We start from the raw sequence: 22,457 nt of genomic DNA on the forward strand, positions 1-22,457 counted from the left end.
GGCGAATGCCTTCTCTGCCTGGATCGGGGGCGGTCGTCCGACCGGTGTTCGGCGCCGCCGCACAGCCGGATCGCGTCGAATTCCGACCGTTCTGTCGTCGAGTACGGCGACGATTGACGGAAGGGCGACTCCGGTCTGCGGTCTGATTCTGCCTGCGCTCTCGGTGTCATGTCGACGGCGCTGGAGGGCGTGCCGAATCCCGCGTCCGTACCTGAACAGGCGTCGGAAGCGAGTTAATGGAATGCCGTCCACGACTAATAGTGCGAGATCATTTCTCGCACTTGAGCAGCCGACTTGACATCGAGTTCGGTGACCGTGCGCAACCGTTGATCACATAAGAGTGCTCATCGATGTGGCGGGGTGTGCGCGGCGCCTATGGGCCGCTTTAAATGTCAGCAGTGGTCAGCCCTCCAGGCTGTCTGTCCGGTACGCTGGACCCGGCGCCGCTGTCCGGTGAACAGCGGCATTTCCCCAGATCAGGGGCGATGTGGCACGGTGGCGGCAGTGTCTTCGTCGGCACGATACCCGACCGGCGTGACAGTTCGCGGCGATTTCGACGAACTGTGCTTCCGGACGGCAGGACCCCTGCCGTCGTCAGTGTTGCCCACCTGTGCTGACCCCCAATGTCAGGCCCGACCACTGGTTGATCCGAGCGGCCAGGCGTGATCTAGTACAGACGCTTGGGCTGACCTTGTCAAGCGTCGAGCCTCTGGGGGCCGACCGGTATCGTGGCGTCTACCTCGCCATCATCATTCGGAGGAATGCAATGGTTACACTGCCCTTACTTCCGGTCGTGCCGAGGCATGTCACGGTGTTCGTGAATTGGGCGTGCAATCTGACTTGTCGCGAGTGCTGGATGTATGGCGATTCCTCGGGCGAAAGTCTCTGGCTGAACGAGGTCAAGGGCGATCAGATCAGCCTCGACATGTGGAACGGCGTGGTCGACGAGCTGGCGGAGAACCAGCGGGAGAAGGTCTACCTGACCATCATGGGCGGCGAGCCGCTCATGCACCCGCAGCTCGTCGAGCTGGTCCGCCAGGCCAAGACGAGGCTGCCGAGCTGCAACCTGGACATGAGCACCAACGCCACCCTGCTGCCCCGCTTCGCCGATCAGCTCGTCGAGGCGGGCATCGACGACGTCTACGTCTCCATCGACGGCCCTAACGCCGAGATCAACAATCCCATTCGCGGACGGAAGTCCTTCGAACGAGCGGTCGAGGGTCTGCGTTCCCTCCAGGAGGCGACGCGCAAGGCGGGCCGGGGGCCGAAGATCGCGTTGAACTTCACCGTCACCGGGATGAACTACACCTATCTGCCGGACATGGTCCGTCTCGCCGCCGAGCTCGACGTGCCGGAGGTGACGGTCGGCCTGGCCAGCTACTTCACCAAGGAGGAGGGCAAGGCCAGCCGTGCCGCGTTCGAGGGCGCGACGGGTCGTCCGTTCCTGTCCTGGGCGGGCTACTGCAACGAGCATCAGCACGCCGACATCAAGCCGGAGCGGCTGCGCGAGCTCATGGACGAGGCCGAGAACCTTTCCGACGACGTGACGGTGCTCGTCGCGCCCACCCGTTACGACTCCGCACAGAAGAGCAGGTTCTTCACCGACGAATGGCGGGGGATCATCCGGGAGAGCACCTGCATGAAGCTGTGGGCGCAGACCACCGTCCTGCCCAACGGCGACGTGATCAGCTGCACGACGTTCTCGGACACGGTGATGGGCAACATCAAGGACGGCACCTCGCTGGCCGAGGTGTTCCACGGCGACACCTACCAGCAGATGCGGAACACGATCAGGCAGGGCCTGCAGCCCGTCTGCCACCGCTGCTGTGAACTCAACATGGACATCGACGTCGACCCGGCGCTGTACGCACCGGTGCCCGTCAGCGTGGAGGGATGATGGCTCGCACGGCAGCACAGGTCGAGAACGCGACCTATCAGGACATCGACCGGGCGAGGCAGGTCTACGGCGAGGCGTTCCGGGCGACCTTCGAGTACGTCTGGGGGAGTCACATCCCCGGCGCGGTGGCCGAGTTCGGCTGCTTCGAGGGCTTCAGCTCGCTGATGCTCGCCGACCTGATCGGGGAGTTCGACGCGCAGACCGACTTCTACACCGCGTTCTTCCCCCGGCACCTCTACGTCTACGACTCCTTCGAGGGGTTCCCGAAGAGCGTCAACCCGGTGGACTCCATCTCCTACGAGGTCGCGGACAGCGGCTACTGGCGGGAGCATGAGGACGCCTCTCCGCCCGGCACCGAGGAGATGCTGCGCGCCGAGTTCACCAGGCGGTTCGGCGACACCGGGTGGACGGTGGTGCGCGGGATGTTCGAGCAGTCGCTCGTCTCCTCGCCGATCGAAGAGCCGGTCGCGATCGCGAATCTCGACTGCGACCTGTACTCGTCCTCCGTCGAGGTGCTGGACCACCTGGTCGGCCGCAGACTGCTGCCGGACGGCGCGGTGCTGCTGCTGGACGACTACAACTGCAACCGCGCCAACCCCAGGTTCGGGATGCGCCGGGCGATGCGTGAGGTCTTCGCGCGCAGCGACGGCTTCTACGAGTACAGCGAGTTCCTGCGGTACGGCTGGCACGGGCGGGCCTTCTTCGTGCACCGACTCGGCGACAGCCCCGACCCGGACGCGGGTGCGGTATGACGGGGGCGGACGACGTGCTGGCACTGATCGTGCGAGGTCCGCGTCAGCACGAGTTGGAGCGGATGCCTCGGCCGGTTCCCGGCCCCGACGAGGCACTGGTGGCGGTGACCCATGTGGCGGTGTGCGGCACCGACCTGCGGTTGCTGCGCGGCACGCTGCACGACGCCGAATACCCGGTCATCCCCGGGCACGAGTGGGCGGGTCGGGTGCTGGCGGCACCGGCCAGGCCGGAGCTCGTCGGCCAGGCGGTCGTCGGCGAGGGGATCACGCCCTGCGGGCGATGCGCCCCGTGCGGCGACGGCAGGCACAACCTCTGCCTCGACCTGGACGAGGTCGGCTTCACCAGGGCGGGTGCCTTCGCGGAGGCGTTCACCGTCCCCGCGGCGAACCTGCGGCCGCTGCCCCCCGGACTCACCGGCGCCGAGGGCTGCCTTCTGGAGCCGCTGTGCGTCGCCCTGCACGCCGTGGAGCGCGCGCCGGACCTCGCCGGTCGGGACGTCGGCGTCATCGGGGCGGGGACGGTGGGACTGCTCATCGGGCAGCTCGCGGTGGCAGCGGCCGCCCGCAGCGTCACCGTCGCCGAGCCCTCGGCGCATCGGCGGGTCGTCGCGGGCGAGCTCGGCATCGCGTCCTGCGGTGCGCTGTCGGACTGGGCCGACGACCAGCCGGACGTCGTCTTCGACGCCACCGGAGTGGCCTCGGTGTTCCCCCAGGGCCTGGAGGCCACCCGACCCGGCGGGGACTACGTGCTCGTCGGGTACTCCGGCGCGGAGACCACGCCGTCGGCCCCGAGCACGATCATGCTCCGTGAGCTGACCGTGCGCGGCGTGCTCTCCGGTTACGACCAGATCGACGAGGCACTGCGCGTCGTGGCGACCGGTGCCGTTCGGCTGCGGCCGTTGTTGAGCGACCCGATCCCGATGGCGCGGTACCGTTCGGTGCTCGAGGAACAGGCCGAACCGCCACTGCGGAGCGTCTTCGTGACCGGCGTGGAATGAGCGGACCGGACCCGGGTCCGCACCGACCGGCCGGCGAAGGGGCTCGACCCCTTCGCCGGTTCCCGGTGTCGCGTCGTGTCCGGGTGCGCCGCCCGAATCGAGGGCCTCGGATCGGGTCAGCGGCGGACGATCGACCGGTAGACCTCGGCGGTGGCGGTGGTCACCTGGCTCAGGGCATACCGTGCCCGGACCGTCTTGGCGGCTCGTTCCGCGGTGGTGGCCCGCCACTCCGAATCGGCGAGCGCGCGACGGATGCCGTCGGCGAACGCCTCGGCCGTGCGCTCGGGGACCAGCCAGCCCAGGGCGCCCTGTTCGAGGACGTCGGCGACCCCGCCGACGCCCACCGCGATGATCGGCAGCTCACAGGCCATGGCCTCGAGCATCACGCTGCCGAACTCCTCGTGCAGCGGTGCCATGAGCAGGAGGTCCATGGTGCCCATCGCGATCGGGATGTCCTCGTTGGGCAGATAACCCGTGACGGTGACCCGCTCGGCGAGTCCTCTGCCGCGGACCTCCTGCTCGAAGAGGTCGCGCTCGTTGCCGTCGCCGCAGATCAGCAGGTGCACGTCGGTGTCGCGCAGTTCCTCGGCGATGTCCAGGAGGATCGGCCAGCCCTTCTCCCGTGCGATGCGGCCGACGTATCCGACCACCGGCGTGCCCTCGGGCAGCCGCCACCGGCGGGCGGCCTCGGCGACGGTCCCCGGGGTGGCCCGGGCGGCGAAGGCGTCCGCGTCGATCACGTCGGGCAGCACCGTGATCCGGTCCTCGGGCACGCCGGCGTCCTTCGCGAGGATCGGCACCGTCCGAGGCGTCAGCGTCACCGTGCACGCCGCGGCCTTGACGGCGCGTCGTTCGATCCAGCGGGCCAGCGGTTGGAGCAGCCGATCGAGGGCGTTCATCGGGTGGTAGGTGACGATGATGGAGCAGTGCACGGTGAGCACCAGCGGAACACGCAGCACTCGGCACAACAGCCAGCCGATCAGCGGCGGGATGATCACGCCGCTGCAGTGGACGTGCAGCACGTCGGGACGGGTGCGGTGCCGCACCAGGTGTGCGAGCACGCCCAGCGCCCAGGCGAGATTCAGGTCCACCATCCCGCGAATGCGGGAGCGGATCGGCAGGATCGGGACCCGGACGCCGTGGACCACCGTGCGATCCGACATGGCCCAGCTCTTCGGCGCGCCCGGGATGCGCAGGGTCAGGACGGTCTGCTCCACGTCATGCGCGTCGAGTTCGCCGGTCAGCCGGTAGATCTGGGACTGCATTCCGCCGATGGCATCGAACTTCACCGGCCAGGACGTCGCCGCGAGCTGCGGCCAGTAGAAATGCGGGCTCAGCCGAAGCACGCGCAACGGTCGCGTCTTGGCGGTCGGTTCAGCGTTCACTGACAAGTCTCCGAGTCGGTATCTGGTTGACCAGAAGCCGGGCGGAATTCCACAGTCGAACCCGTGTAAATCTATGTGTCACCATTCGCTACGGAACGTAGCCGAGCCCCAGTGGCTACTACGCTAGCATCTCGACACCGCTGTCGGGATGCCTTCATTCGGAATCGGATTCGCCGAGCCGAGTGCGAGGAATCCCGGCCGGAATGGGGCTGATCTGAGGTACGGTGCCGACTGATCATCGCGGCGGACTGGGGGACGCCATGACGAATGCGTACACCGAGGCGTCGATCGCTGGCGTCGTCGGCGGGGCGGAGTCCTGCCGGGCGCCCGCCACGACCCTCCGCCGGGCGCACGCGGGCTCGCCCCCAACGCGGACGGCGCGCCGCCGTCACCCGTTACGGCGTGGTCTGCGCAGGTCAACGCTAACATCTTCGTCGCAGGGCCGGAGCACCCCCGGACGGACAGCGCGGTCGTCCGTCGAACGACCGCCCGCCCGTCACAGCGGTGGACGGTGCCGTGCGCCGAGAGTGAGCGATCGTGCGCGACGTCGACTCGGCGATCGCCGGAGTGCCCGCGCGTCGCATGCCGAGGTATGGAAATCGGCATCGCCGGTCGACTCCAATGTCGGTGAGTGGTCGAACCGTGGCGGTTTATTGATGCGTCGGGGTGGCAAAGTCGGGAACCGTGCCGGTATGCTCCGGCCGCAGGTAATCCAACGCCCGATCCGGTTCCCTCGCGGGCCCGATATCCTTTCTGGTGCGTCGCCGCAACAGGTTTTGCGGAGTGCGGCTCGTCAGATGCGAACAACTCATTCCGGAGCTGGTATGTCACCATTGTCGACCGTCGAGCCGGATCTGGCCATGAGCGAAGCCGAGGTCTTCGCGGACTTCGCCGCGCGGGTCGACCTCGAAGGGGCGGTCGTCGCCGAGATCGGCGGCGCGTTCCCCGTCGAGCTGCTGACCCGGCACGCCGTGGGCCGGTGGTACAGCATCGACCCCAATCGGTCGGCGGAGCAGGACGCGGGCGGGGTGCGGGAGGTCCTCGCGGTGCGGGCGGAGGAGATGCCGCTTCCCGACGCGAGCGTGGACGCGGTGTTCTCCTGCAACGCCTTCCAGTTCCTCGACGTCACGGCGACGCTGGCGCAGGCCGCCCGAGTACTGCGGCCGGGCGGCCTGCTGTACGCCCACTTCGGTCCGATCTGGAGCGCCGTCGACGGCCATCAGCTGGAATACGTCCGTCACCAGGGCCGCGACCTCGCCTTCTGGGAGGACACCCTGCTGCCTGCCTGGGCGCACCTGGCCTACGGCCGCGAGGAGCTGCGCGCCCTGCTGCGCAGCGGCCTGCCCGCCGACCTCGCCGATCTGCTGGTCGAGCACGTCCACGACGGCGACACGATCAACCGGTCGTTCTTCGAGGACTACGTGGCGGCGGCGCTCGGCAGCGGCCTCGACTGGGTCCGGGTCTCGGCGACGAGCAGGCTGGACTACCAGATCACGCCGCCCGAGTACGACGCCGCGCTGCTGCGGAAGGTCGATCCGGCCGAGCTGGCCGCCGAGGTGTCGCGACGTCGCGGGGTGCGGACCCAACTCGGGATTCGCGACGTCCTGATGGTCCTGCGCAAACCGGCGGGCGCGGAGACGCCCGATCACGGTGCGGACCCCGCGATGCCCTGAGCCCCACGACGGCGCGACCGGCGGCCGTCCCACGAGCGGTTGACAGCAGATCGAGGATCGAGGAGAGCCATGAGCGATCTCGCCCTTCTGGGGGGCACCCCGAGCAGACGACAGCGACCCTGGCCCGCGTGGCCGCAGTACGACGAGCGGACCGAAGGGGAACTGATCGCGGCACTGCGCTCGCGGCGCTGGGCGGTCAGCTGGCCGACCGACGGCTCGCCGTCCCGAGAGCGTCGGTTCGCCGAGGAGTTCGCCCGGTACAACGACGTCGCGCACTGCGTCAGCGTCGACCACGGCTCCAGCGCGCTGGTCGTGGCGCTGGAGGCGCTGGACATCGGGCCGGGCGACGAGGTCATCGTGCCGGTGATGACCTGGGTGGCGCCGGTGACCGCGGTGCTGCGCGTGGGAGCCCTGCCGGTGGTCGTCGACGTCGACCCCGAGACGGGCTGTCTGACACCGGAGGCGATCCGGGAGGCGACCTCGGCGCGGACCAAGGCCGTGATCGTGGTGCACCTGGCCTGCACGGTCGCCGACGTCGACGGAATCCGCGAGGTCGTCGACGAGGCGGGGATCTCGCTGATCGAGGACTGCGCCCAGGCGCACGGCGCGCAGTGGCGCGGGCGCAAGGTCGGCACCTTCGGAGCTCTCGGCGTGTTCAGCTTCCAGATGGGCAAGGTGCTCGCGGGCGGCGAGGGCGGCGCGGTGATCACCTCGGACCCGGTCCTGTACCGCCGGGCCGAACAGCTGCGCGCCGACTCGCGTCGCTACGCCGACGTCGACGTTCCCGCAGGCGGCAGCGAACTCGTCGAGGACGGCGAGGTGATGGGCGGGAACTACTGCATGTCGGAGTTGACGGCGGGCGTCCTGCTCGACCAGCTTCCCCGATTGGACCAGCAGCACGAGCATCGCGAGAAGATGGCGGCCGTGCTGGAGGCGGGGCTGGCCGAACTCGGCGGCCTCGGCCCCATCCCGGTCCCCGCCGAGGCCGACGTGCGCTCGGTCTACGAGTACGGGATCCGGTTCCGGCCCGGCACCTTCGGCTCCGTACCGGTCGAGCGGGTCGCCGATGCCGTCGCCGCCGAACTCGGTATGGCGTTGTGGCCGCCGGACCTCCCGCTGCACCGCAGCGTCATGTTCCATCCGCACACCAAGCGCCGGTTCGCGAACGTGTGGACGCCGGAGGGGCGGACCCGCGCGTTGGGACGCGAGTATCCCGGGGCCGAGCGGTATCGGGACACGACGCTGATCTTCCATCATCAGGCGTTGCTGGGCGACGCCGCCGACATGGCCGACATCGTGGCGGCGGTGGAGAAGGTCCGGGCGCAGCACGAGAGCCTGAGCTGAGGAGCGGTCCGCGTCGCGAGGTGGCGGCCGACCGTCGCGAGTCGTCGCGGGCCCGGATCGTCGGGACCGGACGCGGCCGGGTTCCGGGCATGCGTGGCGCGGGCTCGGCCGGGTCGCGAGGTCGGCGGCCCGCCGACCGTCCCCCGGTCGCGGTCGCCGATCACGGTGGTCGACTTCGATTCGCGCGGGCTTCTCGGCGCCGTTGCGCGGACGTGGAATTCTGGTCAGTGCATGACCAGGCGTGATATGCATGGCACTGAAACTGGGGAAGGACGTCGGCGGGGCCGAGCCCGATACGACGTCGATGTATGTCCGCGGGCGTCGTGTCGACGTCTGCGACCGGGGCCCGAATCAGGCGGACCGGAATGCGATGTGCGGAACGTCGACAGCATCACGTCACCGGAGGAAACGGGACCGAGACGGTCTGTGCTGATTCCTCGATGTGATCGAGGCCGACGACGCGCCCACGGCATCTCCGCCCTCCCCTGTGGGCAGAATGAGAGAGTCGAGCGATGCCGGATGTCCAGGATGGTCCGTCCGCGATCTGGGACCGATTCGCCGCGAACGAGCGGCTGGCGATCAACTTCACCTTGACCTGTAATCTCGCCTGCGCGCACTGCATCGTCGAGTCGAGTCCGCAGCGCACCGAACGACTCACCCTCGACGAGGTCCGCTCCGCGTTGGACGCGGGCAGGCGCAACGGCAAGCGACACGTCACCTTCAGCGGCGGCGAGATCTTCCTGTATCCGCAGCAGATGTGCGAGGTGATCTCCTACGCCAGTGGACTCGGCTACGTGGTCGACGCCGAGTCGAACGCCTTCTGGGCCAGGTCGGACGTCCTCGCCCGGCAGAAGCTCGCCCCCTTCGTCGCGGCGGGGCTCGCCGGCCTCTCGCTCAGCGCGGACGCCTATCACGTCGAGTACTTCTCCGTGGAACGGACCATCAACGCGGCGCGGGCGGGCCGAGAGGCGGGGCTGCTGACCGAGATCAACTTCTGCCCGTCGAACTCTCCCGCGGTGGACGAGGAGATCAAGGCGGCCCTGCGGGCGGCGGGCGAGCCGTTCCTCACGAACGAACTCCTCGATCGGGGCCGCGGCAAGGATCTGCTGCGCATCACCGTGGGCCGGAGAGTCGACGAACTGCCGGACTGCGACAGCCTCACCACGACGGTGCACGCGACCGGCGACGTCTACGCCTGTTGCGAACTCGACATCAGTACCGACGCCATGAAACGCACGCCGGTCTTCCTCGGCTCCATTCGGACTCGGGACCGCACCGCAGCGGAGCAGGACGAGCGCGAACGCCTCGTCACCGCGTTCTACGACCCGAATTCGCCGATCTACTTCCGGAAGATGGTCGCGGAACATCCGTTGTTTCGCGGGCTGACCGAGGATCGATATCAGAACATCTGCGACTTCTGTCTGTCGGCATTGCGGGACCCGGCCCGGGTGGCCGCCCTGTCGGCGATTCTCCGGGCCGAAGGGAAGTCCGTCGAAACGGAGTCGACGGCGGAGGACGCCCACGACGGCGTTTCTCGGGAGCCGATCAGCACGGGATGATCGCGGAACCGTGCCTGTCCGCCGGGCTCGCGACCCGCGGCCGAGGCACGGGCCGCCGCGCCTGGCGGCTCGGGCGGTCCTGCCGACTCGGGCGATTCGGGCGACTCGGAGCGGCGGCGTCGGTGAGCCGACGTCGCCGCCCCCCTATCGGCCTCCGCCGGCGGCCGCGGACCCCACCCCAGACTTCGCGCCGCCGCCCCCCTACTTCGTTGACCCGCCTCACTCCCGCTGACCAGACTCTCGAACGAGGGATCACCCGTGGTCGCGCCGGTCGACGGCCCCGCCGTCGCCAGACCGCCTGACGTCGTGGTGGACGGCCCGACGGCCCGGATCTCGGGCCCGTCTCGGCGAGAGGAGAGATCCGTGCCTGCGAGGGAGGAATCCGTGCTCGGCTCATCGGATTCGGTGACGGTCGTATGAAGGCACGGGAGCTCGCCGTCGAGGGTGCCTTCGAGTTCATCCCGGACGTCTTCCCCGACGAGCGAGGCGAGTTCGTCTCGCACTATCAGGAGGCCGCGTTCATCGCGGCGCTCGGTCGTCCGCTGTTCCCGGTCGCGCAGGCGAGTCAGAGCCGGTCGCGGCGGGGCGTGCTGCGGGGCGTCCACTTCACGCGGACCCCGCCGGGCTGCGCGAAGTACGTCCACTGCCCGCAGGGCAGCGCGTTGGACTTCGTCGTCGATCTGCGTGTCGGCTCCCCGACCTTCGGCCGCTGGGACACCGTGGCCCTCGACGCCACCGACTACCGGGGCGTGTACTTCCCGCCGGGCGTCGGCCACGCCTTCGTGGCGTTGAGGGACGACACGCTGATCTCCTACCTGCTGTCCGAGAGCTACTCGCCTGCCGACGAGCTCGCGCTCTCTCCGTTCGACCCCGAGATCGGGCTGAAGCTGCCCGCCGGGCTGCCGCTGATCCAGTCCGAACGAGACCGTGCGGCGCCGACGCTGTCCGAGGCCCGCGCCGCCGGACTGCTGCCCGATCACGCCGTGTGCCGAGAGCTCCAGCAGGCCCCTCGCGTGTCGTGACCCCGCGCCGTGTGGGCGCCGGGTCCGCGCCCCCCTCGGCGTCGTGGCGGTGGCGGGGCGGTCGGTGTCGGCTGCCCCGCCGCGCTCATCGACCGCCCGGACGACGTCGTGACCGGGCGTCGTGACCACCCGCCGCGGCCCGGCCGTCGAGCCGCCTCGAACCGCTGTCGAACCGCTGTCGAACCGCCAAGGAGCCCTCATGTCAGCCCCTTCTCGTCCGTCGGCGCGACTGCGGATCGCCGAGGCCGCGCACGCCGGCGGCGTCCAGTTCGCCGACGTCGCGGAGTTCCACCGCTGGTTCGCCGCGGTGGCCGACCGCACGCACATGACCGTGGAACGGCTCGGCCTCGACGAGCTGATCGGCTGGGCACAGGACGAGGACACGGGCACCATCCGCCACCACAGCGGGAAGTTCTTCAGCGTGGAGAGCCTGGACGTCCGCGTCACCAGCGGGCCGGTGCCGCGATGGTCGCAGCCGATCATCAACCAGCCCGAGGTCGGCATCCTCGGCATCCTGATCCGCGAGTTCGACGGTGTGCCGCACTGCCTGATGCAGGCCAAGCACGAACCGGGAAATCACAACGGACTCCAGCTGTCGCCGACGGTGCAGGCGACCAAGAGCAATTACACGCGGGTCCACGGGGGACGCCCGGTGCCCTACCTGGACCACTTCCGGAACCCGGCGGCGGCCGACGTCATCGCCGACACCCGCCAGTCGGAGCAGGGCTCGTGGTTCTACCGCAAGCGCAATCGCAACATGATCATCGAGTCCGCCGGGGCCGAGTCCTGCGACGAACCCGAGCTCGCCGAGGGCTTCTGCTGGCTGACGCTCGGCCAGGTCTACGAGCTGCTCAGCGTGCCCGACCTCGTCAACATGGACGCCAGGACCGTGCTGGCCTGTCTGCCGTCCGCAGGCGACGGACTCGGCTCGGGCGACTTGGTGACGACCTCACCGGCGGCGTCGCGCACGGCGTTCACGGCGGCGCTCGCCCGCTCCGAGGTCGCCGAGCACGGCCTGCACACGACGGGCGACGTGCTGAGCTGGATCACCGACACCCGCATCCGCACCGACCTGCACGCCGAACGCGGACCGCTGGCCGACCTGCGGGGGTGGCGGCACGACGGCGCCAGGATCACCCACGAGACGGGACGGTTCTTCGACGTCATCGGGGTGGGCGTCGAGGCGGGCGGGCGTGAGGTCGCGAGTTGGACGCAGCCGATGATCGAGCAGATCGGCACCGGTGTGGTCGCGTTCCTGGTGCGGCCTATCGACGGCGTGCTGCACGTACTCATGCACGCCCGCACCGAACCGGGTTACACCGACGTGACGGAACTGGCGCCCACGGTGCAGTGCGTGCCCCGGAACTACGAGGTCCTCCCCGAAGGCGCCCGGCCGCCGTTCCTCGACGCCGTCCTCGAGGCGGCGCCCGAGCGGATCAGATTCGACACGATCCTGTCGGAGGAGGGCGGCCGTTTCTTCGGCGCCCGCAACCGCTACCTCGTGGTGGAGACCGACCTCGACGTCCTGCCGGCGCAGGGTGACTACCGGTGGCTCACCCTGCACCAGCTCACCGAGTTGATGCGCCACAGCTTCTACCTGAACGTGCAGGCACGCAGCCTGGTGGTGTGCCTGCGGAGCCTGGCTACAGCGTCTCCAGGACCTCGCGAAGGACGCTGATCACCTCGTCCTGGATCTTCGGCGGCAGCGAGGGATACATCGGGAGCGAGAAGATCTCCCCGGCCAGCTCCTCGGTGACCGGGAGCGCGCCGCGCTGGTAGCCGAGGTGGGCGAAGCCGGACATGGTGTGCACCGGCCACGGATAGCTGATGTTGAGGTGGATGTCGCGTTCCTTCAGCCGCGCGATGATCTCGTCGCGCCTCGGGTGCCGGACCACGTAGACGTAGTAGACGTGGTCGTTGCCCTCGGCGACCGACGGGAGCACCAGGTCGGTGTCGGCCAGTCCCTCGGCATAGCGCTCGGCGACCTGCCGTCTGCCCGCGACGTAGTCGTCGAGCTTCGGCAGCTTGCGGCGCAGGATCTCGGCGTGCACCTCGTCGAGCCTGCTGTTGCTGCCGGGGGTCTCGACCACGTAGTAGACGTCGTCCATGCCGTAGTAGCGGGCACGGCGGAGATTCCGGTCGACGATCGGATCGCGGGTGAGGGCCGCGCCGCCGTCGCCGTAGGCGCCGAGGACCTTGGTGGGGTAGAAGGAGAACGCCGCCGCCCTGCCCATGGTCCCGGCGAGTCGGCCGTGGTGGCGGGCGCCGTGGGCCTGCGCGCAGTCCTCGAGGATCGCCAGCCCGTGCTCGGCGGCGAGGCGTTCCAGGGGCGCCATGTCGACGCACTGTCCATAGAGGTGGACGGGCAGCAGACACCGGGTGCGCGGGGTGATCGCGGCGGCCACCTGGTCGACGTCCATGAGGAAGTCCTCGCGACGCACGTCGACGAAGACCGGGACGGCGCCGACGGCGTCGATGGCCACCACGGTCGGCGCCGCGGTGTTGGACACGGTGATGACCTCGTCGCCGGGGCCGACGCCCAACGCCTGCAGCGCGAGGCGGACCGCGTTGGTGCCGTTGTCCAGACTCACACAGTGCTCGACGCCGTGATAGGCGGCGAACTCCGCCTCGAAACCGCGCACACTGGCGCCGAGGACCAGCTGACCGGAGCCGAACACCGTCTCGACGGCGTCGAGTATCTCGGCGCGCTCGCTCTCGTATTCCGGCAGATAATCCCATACTCGGGTCGTCATGGTGGCCCCTTTCCTGTTATTCGCAGGGAACATAATGGCCGCCGGAAAACCCGAGCAACCCCTAGTCGTCGTGGTGTGCGCATCGCCCCCAGACCTGATCGGTTCCGCTTGTGCGGGCAGCGTGGGCGGGTTACCGTCCCGGGCTTCGTCGCAGGCCCGAACCCCGGCGGCCACCAGGGGCGTCGCACCGGCCCGTAGGGCGGCGGGGGTGGCGGGCGGTGGTGCCGTGATCGCCGAAGCACCCCTTCTCCTCGAGGTTGTGAGCACGGTCACGCATTTCTGGGGCGATTCTCCATTCGATTCCGTGAACGGCTTCTCACGAAACCGATCTAGGGGTGTCCACCCGTCGATCTCCTCATTTAGCGTGGCCCTCGTCGCCGTCGGCCGGGTGGTGCGCTCCAGAATTCGGTCGGCGTGGCGATCGGGCGTCGCGGGTCGACTCGCGGAGTCGACGAGGCCGTACGGAGCGGATCGCGGACGCCGAGGGGCCGGCGCCGCCGAACCGGAGCCTGACGCATTCGGAGAACGGAGTGATCGAGATGGGGCAGCACTTCCTGTTCATGAGCCACCCGGACCACGGACACGTGCTCCCGAACCTCGCCGTGGTGAGCACGCTGGTCGAGAGAGGCCACCGCGTCACCTACCTGACGGGCGAGACGATGGTGGACCTCGTGACGGAGGCGGGCGCCACCGCGCTGGTCTACGACTCCCGCTATCGGCAGGCGAACTTCACCGACGTCGCCTACGACCCGCTCTATCTGATGACGCTGTTGTTGAGCGAGAGCGCCGCGATGCTGGACCGGGCGGGCGAGCGGCTGAACGAGGATCGGCCGGACGCGATCGCCTACGACATCTCCATGCTCTACGGGGGGCGCATCCTCTCCCGGAAGTGGGACGTCCCGGCCGTGCAGCTCATCCCGATGTTCGCCTCCAACGGCAACTACTCCTACATCAATTCGATCTACAACTCCGACGGCGCCGAGCAGTCCATGCCGGACTGGGTCGGCGAGCAGCTCACCAGGATCGGCACGCTGATGGCCGCCCACGGCATCGAGGGCTCGCCGCAGGAGCTGTGGTGGGAGGTCCCGGACTTCAGCGTGGTCAACATCCCGCAGTCCTTCCAGATCGAGGGCGACACCTTCGACGAGCGCTTCGCCTTCGTCGGCCCGTGTCTGGGCAACCGGAGCTTCTTCGGTGACTGGAGCCCGCCCGAGAGCGGCCTGCCGGTGGTGTTGATCTCCTTCGGCGCGGTGTTCAACGAGCACGCCGACTTCTTCCGCGAGTGCGTGCGCGCGTTCACCGGCATGCCCTGGCACGCGGTGATCACCGTGGCGGGCGGCATGGACCCGGCCGACCTCGGACCGCTGCCGCCCAACGTCGAGGTGCATCGCTTCGTGCCGCACGTCGCCGTTTTGGAACACGCCGAGGTCGCCGTCACCCACGGCGGCATGGGCACGGTGATGGAGGCCCTGCACGCAGGCACCCCGATGGTGGTCGTCCCGACGTCCTCGATCGACGGCGTCACCGCGGACCGTCTGGCGGAGCTGAATCTGGGCCGCACCATGCGGCCCGAGGACGTCACCGCGGGACGACTCATCACGGCCGTGCTCGACGTCGCGGCCGACGAGTCGATCCGCCGCGACACCCGGCGGATGCGCGAGGAGATCCGCGCGGCGGGCGGGGCGCCGCGCGCCGCGGACGAGATCGAGAAGTACCTGGCCCGGACGGCCCGATGACCGGCACGATCGAGTTCAGGATCATGGGGCCGCTCACCGTCCTGCGCGACGGCGAGGCGATGCGGTTCGACGGCGCCCGCGAGCGCGCGGTGCTGTCGATGCTCGTGCTGGAGGCCAACCGGATCGTCAGCGTCGGCCGACTCATCGACGCGGTGTGGGCCGGGGCCCCGCCCAAGAGCGCCCGCGCACAGATCGCCACCTGCGTCTCCCGACTGCGTCGCGCGCTCGGCGGCCGGGCGGCCGACGGGACGACGAGCCGCGGCGACCTGATCACCACCCGCAACCCGGGCTACACGCTCGACGTCGACCCCGACACGATCGACTGGTCGCGGTTCCGGGCGTTGACGGCCGCGGCCCGTCGCGAGGCCGCCGCGGGCAGCCGAGCACAGGCCGTCGCGACCCTGCGTGAGGCGCTGGCGCTGCGGCGCGGAGTCGCCTTCGAGGGCGTCCACGGGATGCGCTGCGAGACCGCCGGGGTGGAGGAGGCCCATCTCGACGCCCTGGAGAGCTGCGTCGAGATGGAGTTGGAGCTGGGCGCCCATCAGAAGGTCATCGCGGAGCTGACCCCGGTGGTGGCGGAGCACCCGCTGCGGGAACGGGCGCGCATGCAGCTGATGCTCGCCCAGTACCGGGCCGGCCGCCGGGCCGAGGCGCTGCGCACCTATCACGACGCCCGCCGCCAGCTCGTCGAGCAGATCGGACTGGAACCAGGACCCGAGCTGCGCAGGCTGCACGAGCGCATCCTGCGCGACGCCGCCGACCTGGCACCGCCGCCGGTGGGCGCCGCCGTCGGGGATCGGCCGCTCGTGGTCCCGTCGCAGCTGCCGCCCCAGGCCCTGCCCTTCGCCGGCCGGACCGACGCCGAGCGGGAGTTGGACGCCGCGCTCACCGCGACCGGCGAGACGACCTCGCCGTCGCCGGTGATCCTGGCGGGGCCCTCGGGCGTCGGCAAGACCGCGCTCGCGCTGCGGTGGGCGCATCGCGCGCTGGACCGCTTCCCCGACGGCCAGCTCTTCGCCGACCTCGGCGACGGGACGCCGACGCCGGGGCCCGGCCCGGGCGTCGTGCTGGACCGCTTCCTCCGCGCGCTGGGCGTGCCGGACCGGGCGATCCCGGCGGATCTGGCCGAGAAGACCGCGCTCTTCCGCTCGATGACCGCGCACCGCAGGCTGCTGGTGGTGCTCGACGGGGCGAGCGGCGCCGACCAGGTGTTGCCGCTGCTGCCCGGCGGGGTCCACTGTCGCGTGATCATCACCAGCCGCGACCCCTTGGACGAGCTGGTGGCACGGCAGGGCGCCCACCGCGGCTTCGTCGGGCCGCTGCGCCCGGAGGAGTCCCGGGAGCTCCTGGTCATGCTCGTGGGCCGGGCCAGAGTGGCGGCCGAGCCGCAGGCGGCGGGACGGCTCGCCCTCGGCTCTCGCGGGTTTCCGATGGCACTGCGGATGGCGGCGGCGCGACTGTCCTCCAACCCGCCGAGATCCCTGGAGGAACTGGCCCCGTCGCTGCCGCTGCACCGAGAGGAGCTGGAGGACCTGCAACTGGATCTCGGCAGCAGGCGTCCCCGGCCGAGCTTCGCGTAGGGGGCGGGGGTGCGTCAGGGTCGGTTCACCGGCCGGGTCGGGACGCACGGAAAGGCGGCAGAGTCATCGGCACGCGCCTCGCCTGTCGGACCCGTCCATCACCCGGTCGCCCCGACGGTGAAGGCCGTCGAACCGAACCGCGATCCGCGCACCACACGGCCTGCCCGGGAATTCACAGCGAGAATCACGGCCTGTCCGGGCGGATAGGCTCATGTCGTGCGGCCACTGGACCCGGAAGACCCCCGAAGCCCGTACCTCAAGATCGCGGCGAGCATCCGCGCCGCGATCCTCGCGGGCGAACTCGAACCCCAGGCGCGGCTGCCGACCGGCGACGAGCTGGCGAAGTTGTTCGGTGTCACTCGGGCGACGGTCAGTTCGGCGATCCGTACCCTGCGGGACGAAGGCTTCGTGCAGGGGCGTCCCGGAGGCGGCGTCTACGTCACGGGGCAGGCGAGTCTGCCGGTTCCGGCGGATCGGACCCACCCGCTCACCGGGTTGGCGGCCTTCCTCCACGAGGCCGGGCACCTGAAGAACCTGCCCCGCGCCGGCTGGCAGCTCCTCGGTGTCCGGCAGCCCGAGAGCGTCGCCGAGCACTCGTTCCGCGTCGGCGTCATCGGAATGGCCCTCGCCGCGATGGAAGGCGCCGATCCCGGTCGGACGGCCGCCCTTTCTCTCCTGCACGACGTGCCGGAGACCCGGATCGGCGACGTGCCGTCGGTCGGCCGGGCCTATGTCACCACCGCGGTTCCCCAGGCCGTGACGGCGCATCAGACGGCCGCCCTGCCGGATGAGCTCGCGGCCCTGTTCCAGGGGCTGACCGCGGAGTATGAGGACACGAAGTCCCTGGAATCCAAGGTCGCCCACGATGCCGACAAGATCGAGACCCTGTTGCAGGCACGGGAGTACGCCACGCAGGGCTACGCCACCGAGCCGTGGCAGGAGTCGTCGATCCAGGCGTTGCGGACGGAGTCCGCGAAGCGGCTCGCGCAGGCGATCGTCGCCTCCGACGCGCGTGGCTGGTGGATGAACTTCGCGTCGAGCTATCAGGAGCTGCGGGCCACCACCCGCGCCCGACAGGGGCTCAAGCCCTGATCCCCGTGCGCCCGCGGCGCTCGATCAGCCCCGGCAGAGCACCGTGGCGAGGACCGTGACCAGGTCGTCGGCGGCGGGGACGCCCTCGGCACGGCGCCAGGCGACGTGACCGTCGGGGCGGACGAGCACCGCCCCGGTGTCGCCCACTCCGTACTCCTTCGCCCAGCTCGGCGACATCGGGAAGGCCGGGTCGTCGGCCGAGATCAGCAGCACGTCGAGCGCCACGCCAAGCCGGTCGGCGGCCTCCGCCGCGGCGACGTCCCAACCGCTGCCCGCCGGACTCATCAGGGTGTGCGAAGTCCCCAACATGTCCAGAGTGGACACCTGTTCGCCCTGGTGGGACAGCCAGACGTGGGGTGCGCGATGCCCGGGCCGGGCGGTGGGCAGGTAGATCTCGTACGGGTCCTCCGGCGCGGGGGCCGGGGTGCCGTCCGCGACCACGGCGGGCGAGTCGTAGTGGAAGCCCAACACCAGGCCCTCGGCCCGCCGCCGGTGCGCCTGGATGTCGCCGGCCTCCTGCATCGTCAGCCGGTCCTCCATCATGTCGATGGTGATCAGGGCGTTGCGCAGGCTCTCCTGCACCGTCCAGTCCGCGACCGGGCGTCGCTCGGTCGAGTAGGTGTCCAGCAGGGCGTCGCCCGCCTCGCCGCGCAGCACGGCGGCCAGCTTCCACGCCAGATTGTGCGCGTCCTGGATGCCGCAGTTCATGCCGAAGCCGCCCTGCGGCGTCGCCACGTGTGCCGCGTCGCCGACGAGGAACACCCGGCCGCCGCGGAACTCCTCGGCGACCACGGCCTGCTGGGTCCACGGCAGCATCCCGACGATCCGCACCGGGAGGTCGGCGACCCCCACGGCGGCCCGCACCAGCTCGACGCAGTTCTCGTGCGTGAAGTCGCTCGCGCTCTCGCCCTGATCGGGCTCGTAGCCGGTCTGCAACGTCCAGCGCCGCCGGTTGTCCACCGACTCGACCGCGCAGTACACCTCGCCGTACACGAAGTACAACGCGCCCAGCCGGTCGTGCAGCAGGGTGCCGAGGTCGGCGTCGAACAGGACGCTGACCATGTGGCTCAACGGCGGCGGACCGGTCACGGCGACGCCCAGCGACTCGCGGATGCCGCTGCGGCTGCCGTCGGCGGCCACCACGTAGCGGGCGCGAACCTGGTACTCACCGTCCGCGGCGGCGATCGTGGCGGTGGCGCCGTCCTCGTCGACGTCCAGCGCGGTCATCCGGGCGGCGAAGCGGACGTCGCCCGAGGGCAGCGACTCGGCCAGCTCCCGCAGGATCACCTCGAAGCCGTCCTGCGCGCAGATGTAGTTGTAGGTGGGGCTCTGGGGCGCGTCCTCGTGAATGCGGGCGACCTCCCGACGGAAGTCGGGCGAGGTCAGCGTCGGTCCGATGCCCAGCGCCAGGCTGTCGTCCCGAGGCAGCCCGGCCGCCTCCACCTCGGGCTGCACACCCCAGGATCGGACGATCTCCATCGTCCGGGTGGACACGAGCCTCGCCTTCGGGAAGATCGACGTGCTCTCGTGCTTCTCGACGAGCACCGAGGAGACCCCGTGCCGGGAGAGTTCGATCGAGGTGGCAAGGCCGACGGGCCCGCCGCCGACGATCAGGACCTCGACCTCGTTCTCTCTCATGCGGCTGAGGATCGCCCCTGAGATCTCGCCGGTCAATCGTCGAGTATCGAAACGAGAAGGCCGTGATAACCGGCCCGATTAACGTTCGGTCTCAAGCGAGACGGACATGACGCTTGTAGTACGACGAGCCTGCGAACGCGCTGGTCGAGAGCTTCGCGGCCCCACGAATCGGTCGGGCCGCGCCGCCAGACGCGCGTGCGAGGCGAATCCGGTGCGGTGCATCCCCTCGACGGAGCCAGGGTACGGACGACGACGCCCGGCCCTGCCCGCGAAGGTGACGAACCGCCGACGGCTGGAGACGAGGATGCTTTTCCCCGAAGGCTCGGTGGCCTTGGTGACCGGCGGTTCCCGCGGCATCGGCCGCGCCGCCGCACTCGACCTGGCAAGAGAGGGCGCCCACGTCCTGGTGAACTACGCGCGCTCCGAGAGCGACGCGAAGGAGACCGTCGTCGAGATCGAGGAGGCGGGCGGGCGGGCCACGGCGATCCGCGCCGACGTCACCGACGAGACGGCCGTGCGGGAGATGTTCCAGACCGTCCGCTCGGAGCACGGCAGGCTCGACGTGCTGGTGACCAGCGCCGGGATCACTCGAGACCGCCACCTGGTCGCCATGAGTCTCGCGCAGTTCCGCGAGCCGATGGACGTCAACGTCACCGGCACCTTCCTGTCCTGCCGCGAGGGACTGCGCATCATGCAGCACCAGCGCAGCGGCGCGATCGTGACGCTGTCCTCCTCCAGCGGCCTGGACGGCGGGTTCCCCGGACAGACCAACTATGTGGCGTCGAAGGGGGCGATCATCTCCTTCACCAAGGCGCTGGCCTACGAGGCCGCCCCGCACGGGGTGCGGGCCAACGTGGTCGCCCCCGGCTTCGTCGCCACGGACATGACCCGCGCGCTGGCGGGCCCCATCCGCAAGCAGTACGAGTCGCGCATCCGCCTCGGCCGCATGGGGCGGCCCGACGAGATCGCGCGGCTCGTGAGCTTCCTGGCCTCCGACAACGCCTCCTACGTCACCGGTTCGGTGCTCGTCGCCAACGGCGGCGGGCTCGGCTGACGGCGTCCTCCGTAACCACCGGCAAGGAGAGAAGATGACCATCGACGAGCTGCGGGCGCGTGCAGGCGTGCGGAAGCAGACCTGCGCCCAGATCAAGAAGATGATCGTGTCGCGGCTGGATCTGCCGATCGAGCCCGAGTGGATCAGCGACGACCAGCCGCTGTTCGGTCGGGGACTCGAACTGGACAGCCTCGACGTCCTGGAGCTGTACGTCGCCATCGAGGCCGAGTTCGGCGTGGCGCTCTACGACAGCGACATGTCCGTCTTCGGCTCGGTCTCGCGGCTCGCCGACTCCGTCAACCCTGCGCTGCGGACGGCACCGGCAGCCGTGGCATGACGAGCACCGACACGGGCCCGGACCCGACCGCGCAGCCGGGTTCCGCCGCGAGCCCGGCGACACCGCAGGCGCCGAGCGCGGAGAAGCCCAAGATCCTCACCGGTCTCGGCACCGACCAGATCAAGGAGCTGATCCCGCACCGCTGGCCGATGCTGCTGCTGGACCGGATCGAGAAGGTCGAGGCAGGCGTCGAGGGCGTCGCGATCAAGAACGTCGCCGGGACCGAGTTCTGGTTCCAGGGGCACTTCCCGAACGAGGCGATCCTGCCCGGCATCGTCGTCATCGAGGCGATGGCCCAGCTGGCGGGCGTCGTGTTCTCCCTCGCAGGCGCAGGCGAGATCAGCTACCTCACCGGCGTCCGGTCCATGCGTTTCAAGAAGCGGATCGTGCCCGGCGACCGGATCGTGCTCTCCGCCGTGCGCACCGCGGGCGCCCGCGGCGTCGGCGAGTTCCGCGTCGTCGCCAGGACGGACGACCAGGTCGCCGCCGAGGGCGTCATCACCATCACCGACCCGGCTGCGAACAACCCGTTGAGAAAGGTGTGACGAATGGAATCCGCACTCACCCCGGTTCATCCTGAGGGAACCGTCTACGGCCAGGTGCTGGAGGCCTCCGTCCCGCTGCGCTACTCGACGACCGAGGCCGAGTACGAGGCGATCCGGGGCCGGGCGGCCGTGCTGGACCTCGGCGGCTCCCGGCTCGTGCAGGTGCGCGGCTCGTCGGCGGGCGAGTTCCTCCAGCGAGTGCTGGCCCGCGACGTCGAGTACCTGACCTCCGAGCGCTCCACGACGAGCCTCATCCTCGACGACGCGGGCGCGATCGTCGACCAGGTCGTGGTCTGGGGCCGGGAGGACGGCGCCATCCTGGAGAGCTCCTGCGGCGCGGGCACCCGCCTCATCGAGTACCTGCGCTCGCAGAACCAGGACGAGGTCGAGATCCTCGACCGCTCCGACGAGCTGACCGTCGTCGCCGTCGAAGGCCCGTACTCCTGGGGCGTCATCGGCAGGCTGATCGACAGCGAGCTGGCGGCGCTGCCGCTGGACAGCGTCGTGGACACCCAGTGGGACGGTGCCGACATCCTCTTCGGTCGCACCGGCTCCAGCGGCGAGTACGGCTACAAGGTCATCGCCGCGCACGAGACCGCCAGGAAGCTGTGGACGGCGGCCTGTGAGCACGCCGTCCCCGCCGGGCAGGACGTGCTGGAGCTGGCGATGCTGGAGGTCCGGCAGCCGGTGGTCCGCCACGAGGCACCCGAGGGGACCGGTGTCCTGGAGGTCGGCGCGGGCTGGCTCGTGGACATCACCAAGGAGTCCTTCGTCGGCCGTGACGCCGTGCTCGCGGCCTTCGAGGAGCAGAGCGGCCCCCGCACCGTCGGCTTCCGGGGCGGCGAGGCCGTTCCCGAGCCGGGCACCCGGATTCTGGCCGCCGGGCAGGACGTCGGCGTGGTCGTGCACGCCGTGTACAGCGTGGGCCTCGGCGCGGCGCTCGGACTCGCCAGGGTCGACGCCGACCTCGCCGCGGCCGGGTTGGAACTGACGGCGGGCGACGCGGAGATCGAGACGCTGACCAGCCCGTACGTCTCGCCCAAGAGCTGGAGCATCCCGATCGTCTGATCGCTTGATCGTCTAGGAGGAACG

At 70.1% G+C, this 22,457-nt stretch carries 18 protein-coding genes; 15 read left to right on the forward strand and 3 right to left on the reverse strand.

The window, feature by feature from the left end; all coding sequences use genetic code 11:
• Positions 1–766 precede the first annotated feature (766 nt).
• From AHOG_RS05415 to AHOG_RS05425, 3 genes are read left to right on the forward strand one after another with little or no spacing between them, the layout of a single operon-like run.
• On the forward strand, positions 767–1,897 hold the full coding sequence (locus AHOG_RS05415; RefSeq protein WP_093940368.1) for a radical SAM protein: 1,131 nt from the start codon (positions 767–769) through the stop codon (positions 1,895–1,897).
• Positions 1,894–2,649, forward strand: a complete 756-nt coding sequence (locus tag AHOG_RS05420; RefSeq protein ID WP_093940369.1) for a TylF/MycF/NovP-related O-methyltransferase — start codon at positions 1,894–1,896, stop codon at positions 2,647–2,649. Before AHOG_RS05415 ends, AHOG_RS05420 begins: the two co-directional genes overlap by 4 nt.
• Positions 2,646–3,647 carry a zinc-dependent alcohol dehydrogenase gene (locus AHOG_RS05425; protein ID WP_093940370.1) on the forward strand — a complete coding sequence of 334 codons (1,002 nt, stop codon included), beginning with the start codon at positions 2,646–2,648 and terminating at the stop codon, positions 3,645–3,647. Before AHOG_RS05420 ends, AHOG_RS05425 begins: the two co-directional genes overlap by 4 nt.
• Before the next feature lie 116 nt (positions 3,648–3,763).
• Here the strand turns inward: AHOG_RS05425 and AHOG_RS05430 are convergent, their stop codons facing one another.
• The gene (locus AHOG_RS05430) at positions 3,764–5,032 is read right to left on the reverse strand and encodes a glycosyltransferase family 4 protein (protein ID WP_093940371.1); all 1,269 of its coding nucleotides are present in this window, start codon (positions 5,030–5,032) and stop codon (positions 3,764–3,766) included.
• Between the two features lie 824 nt (positions 5,033–5,856).
• Between AHOG_RS05430 and AHOG_RS05435 the strand changes: the two genes are divergently transcribed.
• The 5 genes from AHOG_RS05435 to AHOG_RS05455 all read left to right on the forward strand — a co-directional run bounded on the left by AHOG_RS05435 (position 5,857) and on the right by AHOG_RS05455 (position 12,308).
• On the forward strand, positions 5,857–6,705 hold the full coding sequence (locus tag AHOG_RS05435; protein ID WP_211290532.1) for a class I SAM-dependent methyltransferase: 849 nt from the start codon (positions 5,857–5,859) through the stop codon (positions 6,703–6,705).
• A 69-nt stretch (positions 6,706–6,774) separates the two neighbouring features.
• Positions 6,775–8,049, forward strand: coding sequence for a DegT/DnrJ/EryC1/StrS family aminotransferase (locus tag AHOG_RS05440; RefSeq protein WP_093940373.1), 1,275 nt, complete (start codon positions 6,775–6,777; stop codon positions 8,047–8,049).
• Between the two features lie 512 nt (positions 8,050–8,561).
• Positions 8,562–9,608: a radical SAM protein gene (locus tag AHOG_RS05445; protein WP_093940374.1), complete on the forward strand. Its 1,047-nt coding sequence runs from the start codon at positions 8,562–8,564 to the stop codon at positions 9,606–9,608.
• Positions 9,609–10,024: 416 nt separating this feature from the next.
• Positions 10,025–10,630 carry a dTDP-4-dehydrorhamnose 3,5-epimerase family protein gene (locus AHOG_RS05450; RefSeq protein ID WP_093940375.1) on the forward strand — a complete coding sequence of 202 codons (606 nt, stop codon included), beginning with the start codon at positions 10,025–10,027 and terminating at the stop codon, positions 10,628–10,630.
• 199 nt (positions 10,631–10,829) lie between these two features.
• Entirely contained in the window at positions 10,830–12,308 is a 1,479-nt protein-coding gene (locus AHOG_RS05455) for an NDP-hexose 2,3-dehydratase family protein (RefSeq protein WP_093940376.1), read from the forward strand.
• On the opposite strand, the gene AHOG_RS05460 is transcribed toward AHOG_RS05455, so the two are convergent.
• Positions 12,274–13,383 (reverse strand): DegT/DnrJ/EryC1/StrS family aminotransferase, encoded by a 1,110-nt coding sequence (locus AHOG_RS05460; RefSeq protein WP_093940377.1) that lies wholly within the window; start codon positions 13,381–13,383, stop codon positions 12,274–12,276. The two genes, AHOG_RS05455 and AHOG_RS05460, sit on opposite strands and share 35 nt — an antisense overlap.
• Before the next feature lie 539 nt (positions 13,384–13,922).
• On the opposite strand from AHOG_RS05460, the gene AHOG_RS05465 reads away from it, so the two are divergent.
• From AHOG_RS05465 to AHOG_RS05475, 3 genes are all read left to right on the forward strand, one after another.
• Complete coding sequence (locus AHOG_RS05465) at positions 13,923–15,119, forward strand: macrolide family glycosyltransferase (RefSeq protein ID WP_093944181.1); 1,197 nt, start codon at positions 13,923–13,925, stop codon at positions 15,117–15,119.
• The gene (locus AHOG_RS05470; protein ID WP_093940378.1) at positions 15,116–16,699 is read left to right on the forward strand and encodes an AfsR/SARP family transcriptional regulator; all 1,584 of its coding nucleotides are present in this window, start codon (positions 15,116–15,118) and stop codon (positions 16,697–16,699) included. The genes AHOG_RS05465 and AHOG_RS05470 overlap by 4 nt, the downstream gene beginning before the upstream one ends.
• 216 nt (positions 16,700–16,915) lie before the next feature.
• The gene (locus tag AHOG_RS05475; protein ID WP_093940379.1) at positions 16,916–17,791 is read left to right on the forward strand and encodes an HD domain-containing protein; all 876 of its coding nucleotides are present in this window, start codon (positions 16,916–16,918) and stop codon (positions 17,789–17,791) included.
• A 24-nt stretch (positions 17,792–17,815) separates the two neighbouring features.
• Here the strand turns inward: AHOG_RS05475 and AHOG_RS05480 are convergent, their stop codons facing one another.
• A complete protein-coding gene (locus AHOG_RS05480; protein WP_093944182.1) occupies positions 17,816–19,429 on the reverse strand; it encodes an FAD-dependent monooxygenase in 1,614 nt (537 codons plus the stop codon).
• 304 nt (positions 19,430–19,733) lie between these two features.
• Between AHOG_RS05480 and fabG the strand changes: the two genes are divergently transcribed.
• From fabG to AHOG_RS05500, 4 genes are read left to right on the forward strand one after another with little or no spacing between them, the layout of a single operon-like run.
• A complete protein-coding gene (fabG, locus tag AHOG_RS05485) occupies positions 19,734–20,483 on the forward strand; it encodes a 3-oxoacyl-ACP reductase FabG (RefSeq protein WP_093944183.1) in 750 nt (249 codons plus the stop codon).
• Between the two features lie 34 nt (positions 20,484–20,517).
• On the forward strand, positions 20,518–20,820 hold the full coding sequence (locus AHOG_RS05490; RefSeq protein ID WP_093940380.1) for an acyl carrier protein: 303 nt from the start codon (positions 20,518–20,520) through the stop codon (positions 20,818–20,820).
• Positions 20,817–21,365 (forward strand): 3-hydroxyacyl-ACP dehydratase FabZ, encoded by a 549-nt coding sequence (gene fabZ / locus AHOG_RS05495; protein ID WP_093940381.1) that lies wholly within the window; start codon positions 20,817–20,819, stop codon positions 21,363–21,365. Before AHOG_RS05490 ends, fabZ begins: the two co-directional genes overlap by 4 nt.
• A 3-nt stretch (positions 21,366–21,368) precedes the next feature.
• Positions 21,369–22,433, forward strand: a complete 1,065-nt coding sequence (locus AHOG_RS05500) for an aminomethyl transferase family protein (protein ID WP_093940382.1) — start codon at positions 21,369–21,371, stop codon at positions 22,431–22,433.
• The last annotated feature ends 24 nt before the right edge of the window (positions 22,434–22,457 follow it).

Origin of the sequence: Actinoalloteichus hoggarensis (assembly GCF_002234535.1) — a bacterium.
In the GTDB taxonomy this organism is placed as follows: Bacteria; Actinomycetota; Actinomycetes; order Mycobacteriales; family Pseudonocardiaceae; genus Actinoalloteichus_A; species Actinoalloteichus_A hoggarensis.

Bases quoted from the DNA above. Each gene is read 5' to 3' on its own strand.
- AHOG_RS05415 (WP_093940368.1), top strand. From the start codon at position 767: ATGGTTACACTGCCCTTACTTCCGGTCGTGCCGAGGCATGTCACGGTG.
- AHOG_RS05420 (WP_093940369.1), top strand. From the start codon at position 1,894: ATGATGGCTCGCACGGCAGCACAGGTCGAGAACGCGACCTATCAGGAC.
- AHOG_RS05425 (WP_093940370.1), top strand. From the start codon at position 2,646: ATGACGGGGGCGGACGACGTGCTGGCACTGATCGTGCGAGGTCCGCGT.
- AHOG_RS05435 (WP_211290532.1), top strand. From the start codon at position 5,857: ATGTCACCATTGTCGACCGTCGAGCCGGATCTGGCCATGAGCGAAGCC.
- AHOG_RS05440 (WP_093940373.1), top strand. From the start codon at position 6,775: ATGAGCGATCTCGCCCTTCTGGGGGGCACCCCGAGCAGACGACAGCGA.
- AHOG_RS05445 (WP_093940374.1), top strand. From the start codon at position 8,562: ATGCCGGATGTCCAGGATGGTCCGTCCGCGATCTGGGACCGATTCGCC.
- AHOG_RS05450 (WP_093940375.1), top strand. From the start codon at position 10,025: ATGAAGGCACGGGAGCTCGCCGTCGAGGGTGCCTTCGAGTTCATCCCG.
- AHOG_RS05455 (WP_093940376.1), top strand. From the start codon at position 10,830: ATGTCAGCCCCTTCTCGTCCGTCGGCGCGACTGCGGATCGCCGAGGCC.
- AHOG_RS05460 (WP_093940377.1), bottom strand. From the start codon at position 13,383: ATGACGACCCGAGTATGGGATTATCTGCCGGAATACGAGAGCGAGCGC.
- AHOG_RS05465 (WP_093944181.1), top strand. From the start codon at position 13,923: ATGGGGCAGCACTTCCTGTTCATGAGCCACCCGGACCACGGACACGTG.
- AHOG_RS05470 (WP_093940378.1), top strand. From the start codon at position 15,116: ATGACCGGCACGATCGAGTTCAGGATCATGGGGCCGCTCACCGTCCTG.
- AHOG_RS05480 (WP_093944182.1), bottom strand. From the start codon at position 19,429: ATGAGAGAGAACGAGGTCGAGGTCCTGATCGTCGGCGGCGGGCCCGTC.
- fabG (WP_093944183.1), top strand. From the start codon at position 19,734: ATGCTTTTCCCCGAAGGCTCGGTGGCCTTGGTGACCGGCGGTTCCCGC.
- AHOG_RS05490 (WP_093940380.1), top strand. From the start codon at position 20,518: ATGACCATCGACGAGCTGCGGGCGCGTGCAGGCGTGCGGAAGCAGACC.
- fabZ (WP_093940381.1), top strand. From the start codon at position 20,817: ATGACGAGCACCGACACGGGCCCGGACCCGACCGCGCAGCCGGGTTCC.
- AHOG_RS05500 (WP_093940382.1), top strand. From the start codon at position 21,369: ATGGAATCCGCACTCACCCCGGTTCATCCTGAGGGAACCGTCTACGGC.